Below are 16,281 nucleotides of genomic sequence, written 5' to 3'. Positions count from 1 at the left end.
ATTTTATCTTAAACATACTTTATAAATGATCTAAATTTAGCTCTCTGGCGTCACGTAAATGGACATTTTTATAGACCTTTGCTATCTCGTCCCCTACCCTCATCAGTGCAAAGCCAAGTAAATTTTGCCCTCGCCACTTCATAGGATTTTGCACATTTTCATCACTTGCAGCCAAACCTATGCCCCAAATTTTATCAACAGGCCTTGCCTCGACTAAAATTTTACTCCCAGTTTGGAGCAAAAAGTCTCGCAAAGAGGTATTTTGGCTAAATTTTAGATAGTCCGCATTTAGCACAACGCTAAATTTGACCTCGTCCCAGACCTTAGCGTCAAAGCCTCGCACCTGCCTGCCAAACGCCTTCATCTGTACTGGATCTTTAGCGGATAAAATTTGCTCCAAAGCCTCTTTATCACCAAAGCACTCAGCCTTTTTAGCCTTACACTCTACCAAAGCGTGGCTTGGCTCATCGCCTCATGCATATCAAAAAGCTGTTTGTGCTCGGCCACATCGTGTGTTCTAATGATCTGTGCGCCGTTTTCGAAGGCCTTTAGATGCAGGTAAAGTGAGCCTGGTAAGCGCTCTTTGACCTCGCTTTTGTAGTAGTGATTTATGACTGATTTGCGGCTTGCGCCTACTAGTAGCGGGCAATCAAATTTCAAAAAATGCTCCAAATGTTTAATAAGCAATAAATTTTGTTCAGCCGTCTTGCCAAAGCCAATACCCACATCAAGCACTAGCTTTTTGGCGCCAAGCTCTCTTGCAAGGGTTATCTTTTGCTCAAAAAAGTCTGCTATCTCGCCGATTAAGTCGTTATATTTTGGTGCGACCTGCATAGTCGCAGGATTGCCTTGCATATGCATCATACAAAACTCAGCGTCATATCGCGCCGCAAGCGTGGCAAGTGAGGCGTTTGCCGTGATGTCATTTATTATCTTAAAGCCGTGATTTAGCGCAAATTCTAAGCAATACTCATCAAAGCTATCAAGGCTAAATTTCGCCTTTTCGTGTAAATTTAGCCTGTAAATTTCCTCCACGATATCTTTTATGCGTCTAAACTCCTCCTCGCGTCCGCAATACTCGCTCCCTGGCCTTGAGCTAACGCCACCAAGGTCGATGTAGTCTGCACCTGCTTCGATCATGGCTTCGATTTTCGCTATGCCATTTTGCGTATTTATGCGGCTTTGCTCGTTGAAGCTATCTGTGTTTATATTTGCAACGCCCATTATAACAGGCTTTGCGGGCTTTATAAATTTTGTCTCTAAAAAGGCTGCTAAATTTTTAAGTCCAAAGTCTTGCAACTTCTCTTTTTTAGCTAATTGCCTAAGCTGCGCATTCGTCGCCATTAGTAAGGCTTTATTTAGACTCTGCCTACCCAAAATCGTATCTTTATGCGTCACAAGCTCAGCTCCAACGCTTAGGGCGTCTTGCTTTAGGATATTTGCCGCTGGGGTTTTTATCTCATCTATAAATATAAAATTTATCTCGCTCTTTTCATGCATGAGCTTCACACCAGCAGGGCTTGGCGAGATGGCTTTGCAAATTTCATCAAAGTTACTTTTATTATTTATCTTATAAATTTTCAACGTCGTCCTTTTTGAAATATAGTAAGCAGTAGTGGCGTTAGCACGGCGTGAGACTTGGCATTTAGATCAGCAAGCCTAATAAGCGAGAAAAAATAATCCATCTCATCGCCGCTAAATTTATACCCGCTATCGACCGCCTTTGTCACGATAACGCCCACAAGCTCTTTTAACTCGTTTTTGCCAAATTTCTGAGCTTGCTCATCTGCGATCTTTTGATCGATAAAGCTTGTTATCTCCTTTAGGCTAAACGATTTTAAATTTAGATCAAGGGTTATTTTTGGTTTTTTTGTGAGATTATTTTCTATGAGCATTCTTGATCTAATCGTTGGTAGAAGTAAATTTTTACTCTGCGTTGCTATTATAAATTTGATATTTCTTGGGGGCTCTTCGATGATCTTTAAAAGTGCGTTTTGAGCTTCTGTCCTAAAAGAACTAGCATGTATTACTAAAATTTTTTCATCTTTTTCAGCAATGTAAGCTTCTGCAATGACCTCTTTTGCGTTTTCTAGCAAAAAATCATCGCTTATAAAAAATCTTAAATTATTAATACCAAACTCGCTTTCAAGCTTGGCTTTTAAACTTTCAAAATCGCTTGTAACGACGATTTTATTAAGCATTTAGAGTATCACCTTAGCAAAGAGCGCAGCATCAATGCTTTTATCAAAAATTTTGCAAAGGCTTATTAGCTTAACGTCTAAATTTTCATCGCTCGAGCTAAGAGTAAAGCTGTTTTGCGCCTGCTCGTCAAATAGCCACATATAACTATCCTCATCGCTTTTGGCTAAATTCGCATATCTATCAAGGCTCTTTCCGATATAAAAAAACAAGTACCCGTTTGGAAAAGCAAGACTTAGCATATCTTTTAGAAGCTGCTTTTGTTCATTTGTCTCTATCTCATCAAGCGATGGATAAAGCGATCTTAGGCTAAAAAATGGCAAAAATGGTCTGATACTTTTTGAATGGTTCATCTTTTTTAAAAGATAAGTTTCAAACCATCTTCGCTCTTCATCACTTATAGTTATAAAAGCCCTTCCTTCAAGTAAAAATTTAAGCCTAGATGCGAGCAAAGGCGTCCATTCGACACGCCTTTCCTCCATCCAGCTCATCAAAGGGCCTTCGTCTCTAATAGCCTTTAACGTCCACTGAATAAAATCTTGCATTATTTATCTAGCTTATAAGCATCATGAAGTACGCGAACCGCTAGCTCGCCATATTTTTGATCAACGATCATTGAAATTTTTATCTCACTTGTTGAGATCATTTGGATATTTATACCCTCTTTTGCAAGCGTTTCAAATGCTAAACATGCTACGCCACTATGGCTCTTCATGCCGACGCCAATAACTGAAACTTTCACGATCGCATCATCAAATTCTATATGTTTTGCAGCTGAGAGCTTTTGCATAGTTTCTTTTGCTAGTTCAAGCTCATTTTGTGGCACTGTAAAGCCTAAATTTGTAGTGCCGTCATGTCCTACGTTTTGGATTATCATATCTACGTTTATGTTTTCATGAGCTAAAGCTGTAAAAATTTCTGCTGCGATGCCAGGTTTATCAACTACGCCCCTTAGTGTTACTCTTGCTTGATTTTTATCTAGTGCTATTCCGCTTACTAAAACTGCTTCCATATTGTCATCTTCCTTTGCTATTAATGTACCTTCGTTGTGATTAAAGCTACTTCTTGTAATGAGTTTTACATTTAGTTTTTTTGCCAGCTCGACTGAGCGATTTTGTAGTACCTTTGCGCCAGCAGAAGCGAGCTCTAGCATCTCATCATAGCTTATCTTCTCAAGTTTTTTTGCCTTTTTTTCTATCCTTGGATCAGTCGTATAAACGCCATCAACATCGGTAAAAATTTCGCATAGATCAGCATCAAGTGCTCCCGCTAATGCAACTGCACTAAGGTCGCTACCACCTCTACCAAGGGTTGTGATATTACCTTTTTCATCTATACCTTGAAAGCCAGCCACAACTACGATTTTGCCGGCTTTTAGCTCGGCTTTTAGCCTAGCAGTCTCTATCCTTTCGATCCTTGCTTTTGTATGAATATCATCAGTAATTATGCCTGCCATCGCACCTGTCATACCCACACACGCATAGCCTTTTGCATTAAGTGCGATCGTTAAAAGCGCGGTCGTTACTTGCTCTCCAGAGCTTAAAAGCATATCAGTGGCGACACCATCTGGATGTTTTGAAAAATACTCACTATATTCAACCAATTGATTTGTAACTCCGCTCATCGCAGAAACTACCACAACTACGTCTGCACCGCTATTTTTTGTCTCAATGACCCTATTTGCCACAGCTTCGATGCGTTCAAGTGTTCCTACGCTAGTTCCGCCAAATTTTTGAACGATCAACATCAAAAATATCCTTTCTCTTTAAAATAACTCAAAACCTTTTCATAAATAGGCTTTTTAAAGTGATTTATTCCCTCTAAACTTCTACCAAAATCTACAAATTTATACTCGCTAAACTCTGGATGCTCTGTCTTTAAATTTATGCTGGCACCATTTTTAAGTCTAACCAAAAAATATTTTTGCGTCTGTCCGTCAAATGGATAAAATTTCTTTGCCGCGTTTGCTGGAAAGTCGTAGCTTAGCCACTGCGGATACTCATCTAAGATATCGATTTTATCAGTTCCGATCTCTTCTTTAAGCTCCCTTTTTAAGGCCTGCTTTGGACTCTCGCCTTCGTCTATTCCGCCTTGAGGAAACTGCCAAATATCATCCATATCCACCCTTTTTGCGACTAAAATTTCACATTTAAATGGATACAAGCTAGACAAAATAACAGCTGCCACATTTGGTCTGTATTTTTTTTGCATGATTTTTCCAAAAATTTTATTTGGGATAATAACTAAAAAGAGTTAAGAGATAGATAAATAAGACTACTTTTTACGCCGTTTGTAGTAAATCACATAGCCACTAAAAAGTAGCACGCCAACTCCACAAGAAGCCATAAAAAAGATAAATTTCCCAGCCTCTCCGAATGTATATCCAGCGTGCAGATCAAGCATAAATTTATAAATTTCAAAAGATTTTGGCATGGTATTTTTTAAAATTTCTCCACTTGCCGTATCGACTACAAGCCTAACGCCATCACTCTCACTAGCGCCTTTTGGTAAGTAAAAGATCATAAATTTTACGCCGTCTTTATTGAGGATAAAATTTAAAGCATCAAACTCATTTCCAAATTTTAAGGTAAAAATTTCATAAGCCTTTTGAAGATTTTCTACCTTTTGCTCATCATTTAGGCTAAAGCCATTTTTGCTAGTAAAATTTGGCTTTTTCAATACCTTTTGCTCGCCACAGATTTGATTTATAAAAAGAGCAAATTTCTCATAAGAAAAGTATAGACCGCTAACACAGATAATAAGCAAAATGGATCCCAAATAAAGCCCTAAAAATCCATGCAACGAATATAAAAATGCAAATTTCTTTGCCTTTAGATTTAGCTTAAAGGCGCTAATAAATTTGCTTCTAAATCTCCAAAATTGTATAAACGCTCCAGTTAATAAAATCGCAAGTAGTGCAAGCGTTGAAATCGCCACCAGCTCACTTGCGAATTTAGATAAATTTTCATTTTTAAATAGAGCTAGTCCTAGATTTTTATGTAAATTTAAAGCTAGCCCTATAAATTTTTCCACGCTATTTTCAGAGACTACCTCGCCCGTATAAGGATCTACTAAGAACGACTTAAACTCGCCACTCTCGCTTGTGCCACTTACCACATAAGCTCTATTTGTCTCGCCTTTTATCTTTATATAGCTAAGGTTAAAATTTGGCTCGTTTTTGCTAAAAATTTTTAAAATTTCATCTATTTTTAAAGCACTCTTATTAGTCGTTATATCTATCTCATCTTTACTAAAAACTTCAATTATCTCATCGTGATACGAAATAATCGCTCCACTAATTGAGATTATCAAAAGTGGCAAAGCAAAGATAAGAGCTAAAATTAAGTGAAATTTCCGCCAAATTTTAAACATTTTAAAACTTTAGATTAAAGCCAAGTTCGATCTTTTGCCCATCGGCTATTAAGATATCATATCCGTTTGATCTTGTCGTAAAAAACTCGTTAAAGAGATTATAAACGCTTAGGTTTAGGCTGAAATTTTTAGTTACATTGTAGTTTATGCCAAGATCCGCAATAACGTAAGCTCTCATATCATTAGCATAGTTAAAAGAGTTTTTAGTTCTACCATAGTAATTTATCTGTGACCAGAAATTTAGCCATCTATTTAGCTCGTAGTTCGCTCCAAATTTAAATGTATGAAGCGGATAGTTGTTTAAGGTTTTACCAGCTTCTGGTCCATCTTTTTGTTTTGATTTTGTATAAACATAGCTTTGATTTAGTCTAAGAGCATTTGTCACCTGCCACTCATTTGTTAGCTCAACTCCGTAAATTTCAGCCTTGCCGATATTTATACTCTCCCAAATACCATTTGGATAAATTTTACCTTTATGCATACAAACGCTGCCTCTTGAGCAGATAGGGTTATAGCTTAACATATCTTTAAAACTTGTGTAAAAGCCAGTTAAAGACGTTTCAAAACCTTCATTATTATTATAAACGCCACCAAATTCATAACTTACGCTTGTCTCTGGCTTAAGGCTGCTTCTACCAAGCTGTGCTCCGCGTCCTCCAGCAAATGGCAACGCAAGATCTTGTGTGCGTTGCTTGATATCGGGTGTTGCATAACCTGTACTAACTCCACCCTTTAAGGCGAAAAAGTCGTTTAAGCTATAGATGCCATAAATTCTTGGTGAAACGTGCGATCCATAGTTTTCATCGTAGTTATAACGAATACCAGTACTTAAGATAAAGTCTTTTGTAAGATGATAATCATCTTCGCCGTAAAGCGAAACATCATACCTTTTTACATTTGCCGCATCTGCTGTGGTAGCCTTTTCGTCAAGCTTTTCTTTTTTAGCGTTTAGTCCTAATGTAAAGGCATTATTATCGGTAAAATATGAGCCTTTTGTATCAAAATTTAGAGTCTTTAACGTCAAATTTTGTTGAGCTGTCTCTTTTAGCTTGCCATAAGATAAATAGCTTTGAAGCAAGATATTATCAAGCCTTGCTTCGTGGCTTAAATTTATCATATCTCCCTCTATTCTCTCGCTAGCAACCGAGTTAGTACCAGTTGATAGTGTTTTGCCTTTAGTTCTTTTATATTTCACATCGCTTCTTGCAAGCTCAAGCGTAAGATCATTATTTTCATTTGGCTTAAAAAATAGCTTTGCACCAAAATTTCTATCCTTTTGCTCTCTGATTGCATAAGAAATTTTATCTTCTGATTTATTTAAATTTTTACCATAAACAGAAACACTTAAAACATCATCAATTAGTCCGGAGTGCAAATAAAGGCTATTGTAAAGCTCGCCACTTATATTTTTATTTCTTGCAAATTTATAGCTTGAGCCAAGATTTGCACCAAATTCATTACTAAACTCATCTGTAATGATATTTATAACTCCACCAAGTGCATCGCTTCCATAAAGCGAGCTCATAGGTCCACGTATCACTTCAATACGGCTTATCGCACTTGCTGGCGGAATGAAACTATATGAGCCTCCAACACTTCTAAGTCCTTTATAGGCGTTATCGCCTGGTACTGGCATGCCATTTACTAGAATTTTAGTAAATCTTGGAGAGAATCCACGTATAGAAATTCCTCGTCTATTTGCCGCTGCGGGACTTGTCCCAAAAAGACTTGGGATATCTTTGGTCATGCTCTCGATATCTTTGTGATTTTTCTTTTCTAATGCCTCTTTGGTTATAACACTAAGCGTTGCTGGTGCGTCTTTGATATTTTGCTCAAATCCTGTCGCACTCACTACTTTAACCTCTGGTAGAACCTTATCTTCATTTGCAAAAAGCGGTAAATTTATAAAAATTGCCGCACAAATAGAAATTTTTAATGCACTTTTCACAAAAACTCCTTATAAAAATTTAATGCACATTTTACTAAAATTAAATAATCGTTATCAATATCATACGTAACGCTAAAGGGATTAAATTTAACGCTTGAGGGATAAAATGATAAATTTAGACAAAAAATATGGGACTAGCAAGATATCTCAAAAGGAAAAACAAGTGAGCGTAGAGTTTTTCAAGCAAAGTAGCGGTATCAGCTATCTAAAAAGTGAAATTTTATGTAATGGCAGGATAAAAAGAGATCGTCACAAGTCTAAAAAATATCTATTTTTAATGTTTAATGAGGATAAAAACGATCTTTGCTTTAAGCTTGATAGAAAAGAGTATATTTTAAACAAAGATGAATTTTGCATTGGGCTTGTTAATGACGATTTTAAAGGTGTCTTTGAGTATCAAAATAAATTTTATAAGACAAAAACACTACTTTTTGATGAAAGCTATGCAAACAAGCTTGAGATATTTGCTGGGCTTAGATTTGATGATAAATTTGAGCTTTTGAAATACAAAAAAGATTTAGCTCAAATTTGTGTTTTAAATGAACTTGATACGACAAATTTATATGAAGGCGCGATGAGGGAAATTTTTACCGAGTCAAAAATTTTAGAGCTTATTTATAAAAGTAAAATACAAAAAGAGAGCGAAATTTCACTTAGCAGAGATGAAGAAAAGACTCTTTTAAAAGCTAAAATGATCTTGCTAAGTCGTATGCAAAATCCTCCAAGTATCAAAGAGCTAGCTCATCTTTGTGGCACAAATGACTTTTGGCTAAAGAAAAATTTTAAGCTATTTTTCAAAGATACGATATACCAGCTCTTAGCAAAAGAGCGTCTAAAGCTGGCTTTTACTCTTTTAGAGCAAAACGATATCAGCATAAAAGAAGCCGCAAATATCGTAGGCTACGCAAATACTGCACATTTTGCAAAAATTTTTAAGATAAATTTTGGCTTTTTACCAAGCAAACTCTTAAAGACCAAAAGCTACTTTTAAACTGCTATAAATGCCAAATTTCTTATAATCGCCAAAATTTAAAAAGAGAGAAATTTGCAAGTTTATATCCACGTGCCATTTTGTGAAAGCAAATGTCCTTACTGTGCTTTTGGCTCAAGCGATGACGAATTTAACAAGGTTAGCACCTATTTTAAGGCACTTTGCCTTGATCTAAATTTTCAGCTAAAAAGCCAAAATGTAAAAGAAATTTCTACCATCTTTTTTGGTGGCGGCACACCAAGCGCGGTAAATACTAAATTTTATGATGAAATTTTTAGCATTTTAGTGCCTCTTTGCACTCCAACAACTGAGATCACACTTGAAGCAAACCCAAACTCAGCAACCCTTACTTGGCTAAAGCATGTTAAAAATTTAGGCGCAAATCGCATAAGCTTTGGCGCTCAAAGTTTTTTTGAAGATAAGCTAAAATTTCTTGGGCGCATTCACAGCAGGGAGCAAATTTTTAAAGCAGTTGAAAATGCCGGGGCAGCTGGCTTTAACAATATAAATTTAGACCTCATCTATGACACCAAATTTGATACTAAAAAACGCCTTTTGGCTGAAACTGAAAATCTAAAAAGCCTTGCTATCACGCATCTAAGCGCCTACTCGCTCACTCTTGAAGAAAACACCCCATTTGCTGGCAAAAAAAGCTATAAAAAGGATAGTGACACTTTGGCTAAATTTATGATAGAGCAAATTGGGCTTGCTGGCTTTGGGCAGTATGAAATTTCAAATTACGGGCAAATTTGCAAACATAATCTTGGCTACTGGCAGGGCAAAAACTACCTTGGTGTAGGGGCTTATAGCGTGGGCTTCGTGGATGGCACGAGATACTACGCCAAAAATAGCATAGATGCCTACATCTCACAGCCAACTTACAGAGAAAAAGAAATTTTAAACGAGAGTGAGCTAGTAAGAGAGCATATATTTTTAGGGCTTAGAAGCATTGTTGGCGTGGAGGCTGAACGATTAAGTGAGGCACAGAAAAAAAGGGCAAATTTTCTTGTAGAAAATGAAAAACTGCTCTTTAAAAATGGTAAATTTTACAATCCAAATTTCTTACTAAGCGACGAGATCGCACTCTTTATCGAGGGCTAAATTTATAAAATTTTGAGCAAAGTCAAGATAAAATACAAAGCTTAAATAAAATTTAATAGAGGCAAAAATGTTTGGAATGAGTTTTTCTGAAATCTTAGTTATCGCCATTATTGCAGTGTTAGTTTTAGGTCCTGACAAGCTGCCAAGCGCGATGGTTCAGATTGCAAAATTTCTAAAAATGTTTAAAAAAGGCATAAATGACGCAAAATCAACATTTGATCAAGAAATGAAGATAGCTGAGCTAAAAGAAGATGCTCAAAAATATAAAGAAAGCATAACTAAAAGTACGCAAAGTGTGCGTAAAAAGCTTACTTTTGAGGAGCTTGACGAAATCAAAAAAAGCGCAAATGATATCACTAACGATATACAAAATGTCGTAAGCGATACCAAAAAAACGGTAGAAAATATACAAAATCCAACAAATTTAGTTAAAGATGCGATCTTAAACGATAAAAAAGAGGCGTAATGTTTGAAGAGCTAAGACCCCATTTAATCGAACTCAGAAAGAGACTTTTTATAAGCATAGTAAGCGTTTTTGTCTGTTTTGGCATCTGCTTTACGTTTTGGAACCCACTGCTTGCATGGATGAGCGAACCGCTAAAACAGGTCTTGCCAGCTGGCTCAAATATCATATTTACTCAAATTCAAGAGCCATTTTTTACAGCGATGAAAGTTGCATTTTTTGCTGGTGTCGTGATCGCGCTACCTATCATTTTTTGGCAGTTTTGGCTATTTGTCGCCCCTGGGCTTTATGACAATGAAAAAAAATATGTGATCCCATTTGTCATCTCAGCTTCATTTATGTTTGCGTGCGGGGCGGCGTTTTGTTATTACGTGGTCATCCCACTTGGCTTTGCATTTTTGGTAAATTTTGGTGGCCAACTCTTTACGGCTTTACCAAGCATTGGCGAGTATGTTGGCTTTTTTGCAAAACTACTGATTGGCTTTGGAATTTCATTTGAGCTACCAGTCATTACATTTTTCTTAGCAAAGATCGGACTTGTCGATGACAAGATGCTAAAAGATTACTTCAGATACGCTGTTGTTATCATCTTTATCTTTGCAGCCATCGTTACACCACCTGATGTGATAAGTCAAGTCTTAATGGCGCTACCACTCATCGGACTTTATGGAATTTCAATAATCGTCGCCAAAAGAGCTAACAAGAGCGACGATGAAGACGAAAAAGAAGAACGAGACAGCGACGTAGCAAGCGATGAGTAACATAAACGACGTTTCAAGTTATGATTATTTTTTGCCAGAAGAGCTCATCGCGAAAGAGCCAATTTTGCCAAAAGAAGAGGCAAGATTGCTTGTCTATTTTAAAAATACAAAAGAGATAAAACACTACAAATTTAAAGATCTCTCCAGCCTCATCCCAGAGGATGCAGCGGTCATTTTTAATAACACAAAAGTTATCAAAGCTCGCATTTTAGGACAAAAAGAAAGCGGCGGGGCTTGCGAAGTGATGCTAAATCAGCCCATAGGCGAGAATAAATTTAGCGTCTATATAAGAGGTAAAGTAAGCGCTGGTAGCGTTTTAAATTTTCCTGATAATCTAAAAGTCAATGTGCTTGAGCTAAATGACGATGGCACAAGAGTGGTAAATTTTACGCAAAATGGCGTTTTGCTTGATAACGTTCGCCTTTTTAGTGAGCTTGAAAAAATCGGCCACGTTCCACTTCCTCCGTATATAAAAAGAGCCGATACAAAGGATGATGAGAGCTGGTATCAAAGCATATTTGCCAAAAATAGTGGCGCTGTGGCAGCTCCGACAGCTAGCCTTCACATAAGTGAGCAAATGTTAGAGCAGATAAAAACAAAGCATGAAGTCGCCTACATTACGCTTCATGTTGGCGCTGGGACATTTAAAGGTGTGGAGTGCCAAAATATAAATGACCACAAAATGCACTCAGAATTTTACGAGCTAAGCGAGCAAGCTCAAGAGATTATAAATTCTAATAAACCAATCCTTGGCGTTGGCACGACGGTTACTAGATGCGTTGAAGAATTTGCAAGAAGCAAGCAAGCAAGCGGCTTTTGCAAGCTCTTTTTAAACCTAAATAATAAACCAATTAGGCAAAACTACCTTCTTACAAATTTTCATCTACCAAAATCGACTCTAATAATGCTAGTTACTAGCTTCATAGGGCTTGAAGAGACGATGAGAATTTATAAAACGGCAGTTGATGAAAAGTATAGATTTTACTCATACGGCGACGGGATGTTGATAATATGAAAGATAAGCCTATCGATATCATAAACAGAATGGAAATTTTTCTTAGTACTATATACCAAGATGCGCAAGATACTAAAAATTCCATCATTTTTAGTTACGATCCAAGTTATCCAAGGCTTTTAAAATTTGATGCTACAAATCTTATAAAAACACTTGAAAATATTTGCAAATTTTTCCTTTACTCTACCGAATATGCAGACATTTACATTCTCTTTCAACTTAAAAATTATAGTCCCAAATCTGTGCATTTTGACATTAAGATAAAATCTAGCCATAGCGTAATGAGGCCAAGTCACTACTACCTCAGCAAGATAAATAACTATCTAAAAAAAGCAAATGAATCTATGATCTCTCATAATGATGGAGAATTTTTAATATCTTTTAGCGCGGCACTAACAGGCGATAGAGCCATCCAAAAACAAATAAATATCAAAAATCAAACAAATACAAATATCTTGATCGCTTGCGATGACGATGCTTTGTTTGACACCATTAGTGCTCAGATAAATTTTTTAGGTCTAAAAGTTATCGGCAAAAACGACCTTAGCAATCTAATGAGACACATAAAAGATTCTATTTTTACCCCATTTGTTATTTTTATTGATAGTAAAATTTTAAAAAATGAAGCGATGTTAGAAGATATACTTGAGTTTAAAAATATTAAAAATTTTCGTATTGTAGCCATTTGTAAAAACGATGAGTCAGCTAACGATCTGCCAAATCATGTCACAGTATTAAAGCAGCCTTTTAGCACAGATAGCTTTCAGTTAGCTTTTAAAAATTCGCTCGAAAAATAGACCGATTTTTACTTTTTAATTTATCCCAAGATATCTTTTTAAAATAATAGTGGCTGAAATGCTATCTAGCCTACCATCTCGCCTTGTATTGGTGTAAATTTCACTAGCTTCACTGCTGCTAAAGGCCTCATCTTGATAGACAATATTTGCCTTTACATCAAGAAGTGAGACAAAATGCTCGATGCGTCTTCTCATCTCATCTTCGCTACTACCGCCGATTGGCACACCCACTACTAGCGTATCTGGGGCATATTCATTTACCTTTTGGCTCACATCTCTTGCGGCTTGGTTTCTATTTTTTCTAAGCACTGGCTCAAGCGGTGTCACGATCTCGCCAAAACCAAAGGCAAGTCCTATTCGCTTTAGTCCAACATCAATGGCTATAAATTTCTCTCTCATAGCAAGCTCTTTACTCTTAGATTTGAAATTTCAACCAATCCTTCAAGCTCGTACTCATAGATGATATCACCAAATTTTGCCAAAACTTCATCAAGACTTACGCCATTTTTACAAAATTCTAAAATCTCGTCACTAGTTTTTTCTTGCTCTTTTATCTCACCAAAAATTGAAGCAAATTTATGATAGTCATCGATAAGCTCGGCTTTTTTATTTGCAAGCAAAAAATTTGTCCCATCGCTTTCGCCCATGCGTTGTGGCAATACATACACTGGAATTTTAAGCTCATTTGCAAGCCTTGCACTTTGCATTGAGCCACTTTTAAGATCGGCTTGCGCGACGACTAGAGCTTCACAAAGCCCCACAACTATGCGGTTTCGCTCTAAAAATCTATAAGCAAGTGGCGGCTCGCCTTCATCATACTCACTAAGAGCCAAGGCTTTGGCGTAAATTTCATTTATCGCCACTTTATTTTGGCTTGGATAGATGGTGTCAAGTCCGCTCGCAAAAATGCCAATCGTTCGTGGCATAGCAGCTTTATGAGCTGTGATATCAACGCCGATTGCTCCGCCACTTACCACGCATATGTTTGCACTTTTTAGTGCTGCGCAAAGTGCCGCAACACACTCTTTTGTATAAACACTTGCCTTTCTTGAGCCAACAACTGCGATCTTTGGCAAAGATAAAAGTAAAGTATCTCCGATAAAATTTAGCTGTTTTGGTGGATTTTTTAGTCTTTTTAACGGCTCTGGGATAAAGTCAAGTCTCATAAAATATCTTTTAAATAAACTACATCAACATCTTTTAAAAGATTATTTTTACTCTCTTTTATAACCGAGATCGTATTTTTCTTTGGATGTCCAATGGCGATCGCATAGCCTCTTTTTTTAGCCAAATTTACAGCAGCCATAAGCTCACGTCTAACAGCACTAGCCGATGGATCGTCATCTAAAAATATATCCCTTGAGATGTATGGCTGATTATGTTTTTTTGCAGCTCTTGCTACTGCGGTTTGAGCGATAGTTTTGCTATCAACAAAGACAAAGCCCTGCTCTATCAGCGCCCTATATGCCTTATCCATAGCGTCAAAATCGCTTGTAAAGCGCGATCCTGTGTGGTTGTTTGTGTATTTTGCACGTGGGAAGTCTTTGCGTATCTTTTTTATCTTTTCATGCATGCTCTCAAAGCTCTCATTGATCGTGAGAGTGCCTATCTCTGGGCTATCAAAGTGTTTTGCTTGCATCGGAAGATGTATCATGTAAAACTCAAATGTTCTTGCGATATTTGGAGTATCTGGATGAGTCTTTGTCGCTGGAAAAATAGACGGTGTGATTTTTAGGCCAAGCGATTTTATCATACTTGCATGTTCAAATGTCGCCACATCATCTATTACGATAACGAGCTTTGCGCGCCCTTTTATGCTGGCGTTTGGCGTAAAAGGTACCGCTTCAAAGCTATCTTTTTTTATATTTTTTTCTTCGTATTTTGTTTTTTCTATCTTTTTGGTAGTTAAATTTTCAGCTTTTTTAGCTGGCTCGACTTTTGTGTTCTCACTTTTAAATTTCTCTTTTTTTTCTATTTCAGCGCTTTTATTTTGATCGACTTTTGCTTCAAAATTTTGAGGTTTTATCTCAGTTTTTTGTTCAGTTTTTGAGCTATAAAATGGCTCTATCTTTTGTTCATTTTCTATTACACTAGGCTCTGTGTTTTTATAACTTGCAAGTAAATTTTTAGTATCGTTTTGCTCTTTTTTTATCTCTTCTTTTTTGGCTTCACTCTTTACTTCAGCTATCTTTTTTTGCTCTTTTGGCCCAACTTTTGAATTTAAAGCAAGCTCACTTTTATACTTAGGATCAGTAAAAATTTTACTTAAATTTTCATCTTCATCAAATTTTAGAGGGTATTTTCTCTTTTCGTACTCTTGTTTTTTCTCTTTACTGGCAACCTTTGGCTCAGCTTTTTTAGAAATTTGCTTATCTATCTTTGGCTCATTTGTTTTGCTTAACTGCTCTGCACCATTATTTTTTATACTAAGGGCTACGCTAAGTGCTATTATCAAAATAGCTGCGATAATGCCGATACCAAGATAGGTTTTATTATGAGAGCGACCTGCACTATTTTTTGTGGGTCGCTTCTTTGCAGTCTTTTTTTCGCTCAAGGCTTAGTTTTTATTTTGATCTATAAGTTTGCCGTTAGTTATCCAAGGCATCATCGCGCGAAGTTTTTTGCCAGTTTGATTTAACAAACTTCTCTCAGCTATACCGCGTTCAGCGTTCATTCTAACATATCCTGCTTTTCTCTCTAGGATAAAGTCTTTTGCAAATTTGCCATTTTGAATCTCTTTTAAAACTTCTTTCATAGCTTTTCTGCTCTCTTCGCCAACTACTCTTACGCCGCTTACGTAATCGCCGTATTCAGCTGTGTTTGAGATAGAGTAGCGCATATCAGCCATGCCACCTTGATACATTAGATCAACGATTAATTTTAGCTCATGCAAGCACTCAAAATATGCCATCTCAGGCTCATAACCAGCCTCTGCAAGCGTATCAAAGCCAGCATTTACTAGTGCGCAAAGACCGCCGCAAAGCACAGCTTGCTCACCAAACAAATCTGTTTCAGTTTCATCTTTAAAAGTTGTCTCGATAATACCAGTTCTACCGCCACCTATGCCGCAAGCGTAGCTTAGCGCGATCTCTTTTGCCTTTCCACTTGCATTTTGCTCAACAGCGATAAGATCAGGTATGCCGCCACCTCTTACGAACTCACTTCTAACTGTGTGTCCTGGAGCTTTTGGAGCGATCATAATGACATCTATATTTGCTGGAGCTTTGATTTGACCAAAATGAACGTTAAAACCATGCCCAAATGCGATAGCAGCTTGATCTTTTAAATTTGGCTCGATCTCGTTTTTATAAATTTCTGCTTGAAGCTCATCTGGAGTTAAAATCATAACCACATCAGCGCCCTTTGTAGCTTCGCTTACGGTTTTTACCTCAAAGCCTTTTGCTTCAGCCTTTGCCCAGCTTTTGCCACCTTTTGAAAGGCCAATCACAACGCTTACACCGTTATCTCTTAAATTTTCAGCATGTGCATGACCTTGTGAACCAAAGCCAATGATTGCTACTTTTTTACTTTGAATAAGGCTTAAATCGCAGTCTTTATCATAATAAACATTTATAGCCATTGTTACTCCTATTATTAAAATTTGGCAAAATTATAACTTTAGCCAGCAAAAATT

18 protein-coding genes are annotated in these 16,281 nt (G+C 37.0%); 6 read left to right on the top strand and 12 right to left on the bottom strand.

What is annotated here, in order from left to right; all coding sequences use genetic code 11:
- Window positions 1-19: 19 nt before the first annotated feature.
- From CVT13_RS08670 to CVT13_RS08635, 8 genes are all read right to left on the bottom strand, one after another.
- Entirely contained in the window at window positions 20-451 is a 432-nt protein-coding gene (locus CVT13_RS08670) for an NADAR family protein (protein ID WP_234412007.1), read from the bottom strand.
- Window positions 445-1,584: a dihydropteroate synthase gene (gene folP, locus CVT13_RS08665; protein WP_107812287.1), complete on the bottom strand. Its 1,140-nt coding sequence runs from the start codon at window positions 1,582-1,584 to the stop codon at window positions 445-447. The genes CVT13_RS08670 and folP overlap by 7 nt, the downstream gene beginning before the upstream one ends.
- Window positions 1,581-2,201: a DNA polymerase III subunit delta' gene (locus CVT13_RS08660; protein ID WP_107812286.1), complete on the bottom strand. Its 621-nt coding sequence runs from the start codon at window positions 2,199-2,201 to the stop codon at window positions 1,581-1,583. The genes folP and CVT13_RS08660 overlap by 4 nt, the downstream gene beginning before the upstream one ends.
- The gene (locus tag CVT13_RS08655) at window positions 2,202-2,744 is read right to left on the bottom strand and encodes a HobA family DNA replication regulator (RefSeq protein ID WP_103583365.1); all 543 of its coding nucleotides are present in this window, start codon (window positions 2,742-2,744) and stop codon (window positions 2,202-2,204) included.
- Entirely contained in the window at window positions 2,744-3,946 is a 1,203-nt protein-coding gene (locus CVT13_RS08650) for an aspartate kinase (protein WP_021091541.1), read from the bottom strand. The genes CVT13_RS08655 and CVT13_RS08650 overlap by 1 nt, the downstream gene beginning before the upstream one ends.
- Window positions 3,946-4,410 carry an RNA pyrophosphohydrolase gene (locus tag CVT13_RS08645; RefSeq protein ID WP_021091471.1) on the bottom strand — a complete coding sequence of 155 codons (465 nt, stop codon included), beginning with the start codon at window positions 4,408-4,410 and terminating at the stop codon, window positions 3,946-3,948. Before CVT13_RS08645 ends, CVT13_RS08650 begins: the two co-directional genes overlap by 1 nt.
- A gap of 63 nt (window positions 4,411-4,473) precedes the next feature.
- Entirely contained in the window at window positions 4,474-5,571 is a 1,098-nt protein-coding gene (locus tag CVT13_RS08640) for a PepSY-associated TM helix domain-containing protein (RefSeq protein ID WP_107812285.1), read from the bottom strand.
- Between the two features lies 1 nt (window position 5,572).
- Window positions 5,573-7,519 (bottom strand): TonB-dependent receptor domain-containing protein, encoded by a 1,947-nt coding sequence (locus CVT13_RS08635; protein ID WP_107812284.1) that lies wholly within the window; start codon window positions 7,517-7,519, stop codon window positions 5,573-5,575.
- Window positions 7,520-7,625: 106 nt separating this feature from the next.
- Here CVT13_RS08635 and CVT13_RS08630 point away from each other — a divergent pair, with 106 nt between their 5' ends.
- From CVT13_RS08630 to CVT13_RS08600, 6 genes are all read left to right on the top strand, one after another.
- A complete protein-coding gene (locus tag CVT13_RS08630) occupies window positions 7,626-8,510 on the top strand; it encodes a helix-turn-helix domain-containing protein (RefSeq protein ID WP_107812283.1) in 885 nt (294 codons plus the stop codon).
- A 54-nt stretch (window positions 8,511-8,564) separates the two neighbouring features.
- Window positions 8,565-9,611: a radical SAM family heme chaperone HemW gene (gene hemW, locus CVT13_RS08625; RefSeq protein WP_107812282.1), complete on the top strand. Its 1,047-nt coding sequence runs from the start codon at window positions 8,565-8,567 to the stop codon at window positions 9,609-9,611.
- A 67-nt stretch (window positions 9,612-9,678) separates the two neighbouring features.
- A complete protein-coding gene (tatB, locus tag CVT13_RS08615) occupies window positions 9,679-10,077 on the top strand; it encodes a Sec-independent protein translocase protein TatB (RefSeq protein ID WP_087577664.1) in 399 nt (132 codons plus the stop codon).
- On the top strand, window positions 10,077-10,835 hold the full coding sequence (gene tatC / locus CVT13_RS08610) for a twin-arginine translocase subunit TatC (RefSeq protein ID WP_103579908.1): 759 nt from the start codon (window positions 10,077-10,079) through the stop codon (window positions 10,833-10,835). The genes tatB and tatC overlap by 1 nt, the downstream gene beginning before the upstream one ends.
- Window positions 10,828-11,850 carry a tRNA preQ1(34) S-adenosylmethionine ribosyltransferase-isomerase QueA gene (gene queA / locus CVT13_RS08605; protein ID WP_103579909.1) on the top strand — a complete coding sequence of 341 codons (1,023 nt, stop codon included), beginning with the start codon at window positions 10,828-10,830 and terminating at the stop codon, window positions 11,848-11,850. Before tatC ends, queA begins: the two co-directional genes overlap by 8 nt.
- A complete protein-coding gene (locus CVT13_RS08600) occupies window positions 11,847-12,647 on the top strand; it encodes a hypothetical protein (RefSeq protein ID WP_103579910.1) in 801 nt (266 codons plus the stop codon). The genes queA and CVT13_RS08600 overlap by 4 nt, the downstream gene beginning before the upstream one ends.
- Window positions 12,648-12,662: 15 nt before the next feature.
- Here the strand turns inward: CVT13_RS08600 and ruvX are convergent, their stop codons facing one another.
- Genes ruvX through ilvC form a run of 4 tightly spaced genes read right to left on the bottom strand, consistent with a single transcriptional unit; the run spans window position 12,663 to window position 16,227 of the window.
- On the bottom strand, window positions 12,663-13,046 hold the full coding sequence (gene ruvX, locus CVT13_RS08595) for a Holliday junction resolvase RuvX (RefSeq protein ID WP_107812281.1): 384 nt from the start codon (window positions 13,044-13,046) through the stop codon (window positions 12,663-12,665).
- On the bottom strand, window positions 13,043-13,813 hold the full coding sequence (locus CVT13_RS08590; RefSeq protein WP_107812280.1) for a DNA-processing protein DprA: 771 nt from the start codon (window positions 13,811-13,813) through the stop codon (window positions 13,043-13,045). The genes ruvX and CVT13_RS08590 overlap by 4 nt, the downstream gene beginning before the upstream one ends.
- The gene (locus CVT13_RS08585; protein ID WP_107812279.1) at window positions 13,810-15,201 is read right to left on the bottom strand and encodes a divergent polysaccharide deacetylase family protein; all 1,392 of its coding nucleotides are present in this window, start codon (window positions 15,199-15,201) and stop codon (window positions 13,810-13,812) included. Before CVT13_RS08585 ends, CVT13_RS08590 begins: the two co-directional genes overlap by 4 nt.
- Window positions 15,202-15,204: 3 nt before the next feature.
- Window positions 15,205-16,227: a ketol-acid reductoisomerase gene (ilvC, locus tag CVT13_RS08580; RefSeq protein ID WP_107812278.1), complete on the bottom strand. Its 1,023-nt coding sequence runs from the start codon at window positions 16,225-16,227 to the stop codon at window positions 15,205-15,207.
- Window positions 16,228-16,281: the final 54 nt, after the last annotated feature.

Source organism: Campylobacter concisus (assembly GCF_003049085.1).
GTDB classification, from domain to species: Bacteria; Campylobacterota; Campylobacteria; order Campylobacterales; family Campylobacteraceae; genus Campylobacter_A; species Campylobacter_A concisus_H.
Note: the sequence above shows the minus strand (reverse complement) of the source record. Positions and strands in the feature narration are given on the sequence as shown.

Bases quoted from the DNA above. Each gene is read 5' to 3' on its own strand.
- CVT13_RS08590 (WP_107812280.1), bottom strand. From the start codon at position 13,813: ATGAGACTTGACTTTATCCCAGAGCCGTTAAAAAGACTAAAAAATCCA.
- queA (WP_103579909.1), top strand. From the start codon at position 10,828: ATGAGTAACATAAACGACGTTTCAAGTTATGATTATTTTTTGCCAGAA.
- CVT13_RS08660 (WP_107812286.1), bottom strand. From the start codon at position 2,201: ATGCTTAATAAAATCGTCGTTACAAGCGATTTTGAAAGTTTAAAAGCC.
- CVT13_RS08655 (WP_103583365.1), bottom strand. From the start codon at position 2,744: ATGCAAGATTTTATTCAGTGGACGTTAAAGGCTATTAGAGACGAAGGC.
- tatC (WP_103579908.1), top strand. From the start codon at position 10,077: ATGTTTGAAGAGCTAAGACCCCATTTAATCGAACTCAGAAAGAGACTT.
- CVT13_RS08600 (WP_103579910.1), top strand. From the start codon at position 11,847: ATGAAAGATAAGCCTATCGATATCATAAACAGAATGGAAATTTTTCTT.
- CVT13_RS08630 (WP_107812283.1), top strand. From the start codon at position 7,626: ATGATAAATTTAGACAAAAAATATGGGACTAGCAAGATATCTCAAAAG.
- tatB (WP_087577664.1), top strand. From the start codon at position 9,679: ATGTTTGGAATGAGTTTTTCTGAAATCTTAGTTATCGCCATTATTGCA.
- ruvX (WP_107812281.1), bottom strand. From the start codon at position 13,046: ATGAGAGAGAAATTTATAGCCATTGATGTTGGACTAAAGCGAATAGGA.
- CVT13_RS08645 (WP_021091471.1), bottom strand. From the start codon at position 4,410: ATGCAAAAAAAATACAGACCAAATGTGGCAGCTGTTATTTTGTCTAGC.
- CVT13_RS08640 (WP_107812285.1), bottom strand. From the start codon at position 5,571: ATGTTTAAAATTTGGCGGAAATTTCACTTAATTTTAGCTCTTATCTTT.
- CVT13_RS08650 (WP_021091541.1), bottom strand. From the start codon at position 3,946: ATGTTGATCGTTCAAAAATTTGGCGGAACTAGCGTAGGAACACTTGAA.
- ilvC (WP_107812278.1), bottom strand. From the start codon at position 16,227: ATGGCTATAAATGTTTATTATGATAAAGACTGCGATTTAAGCCTTATT.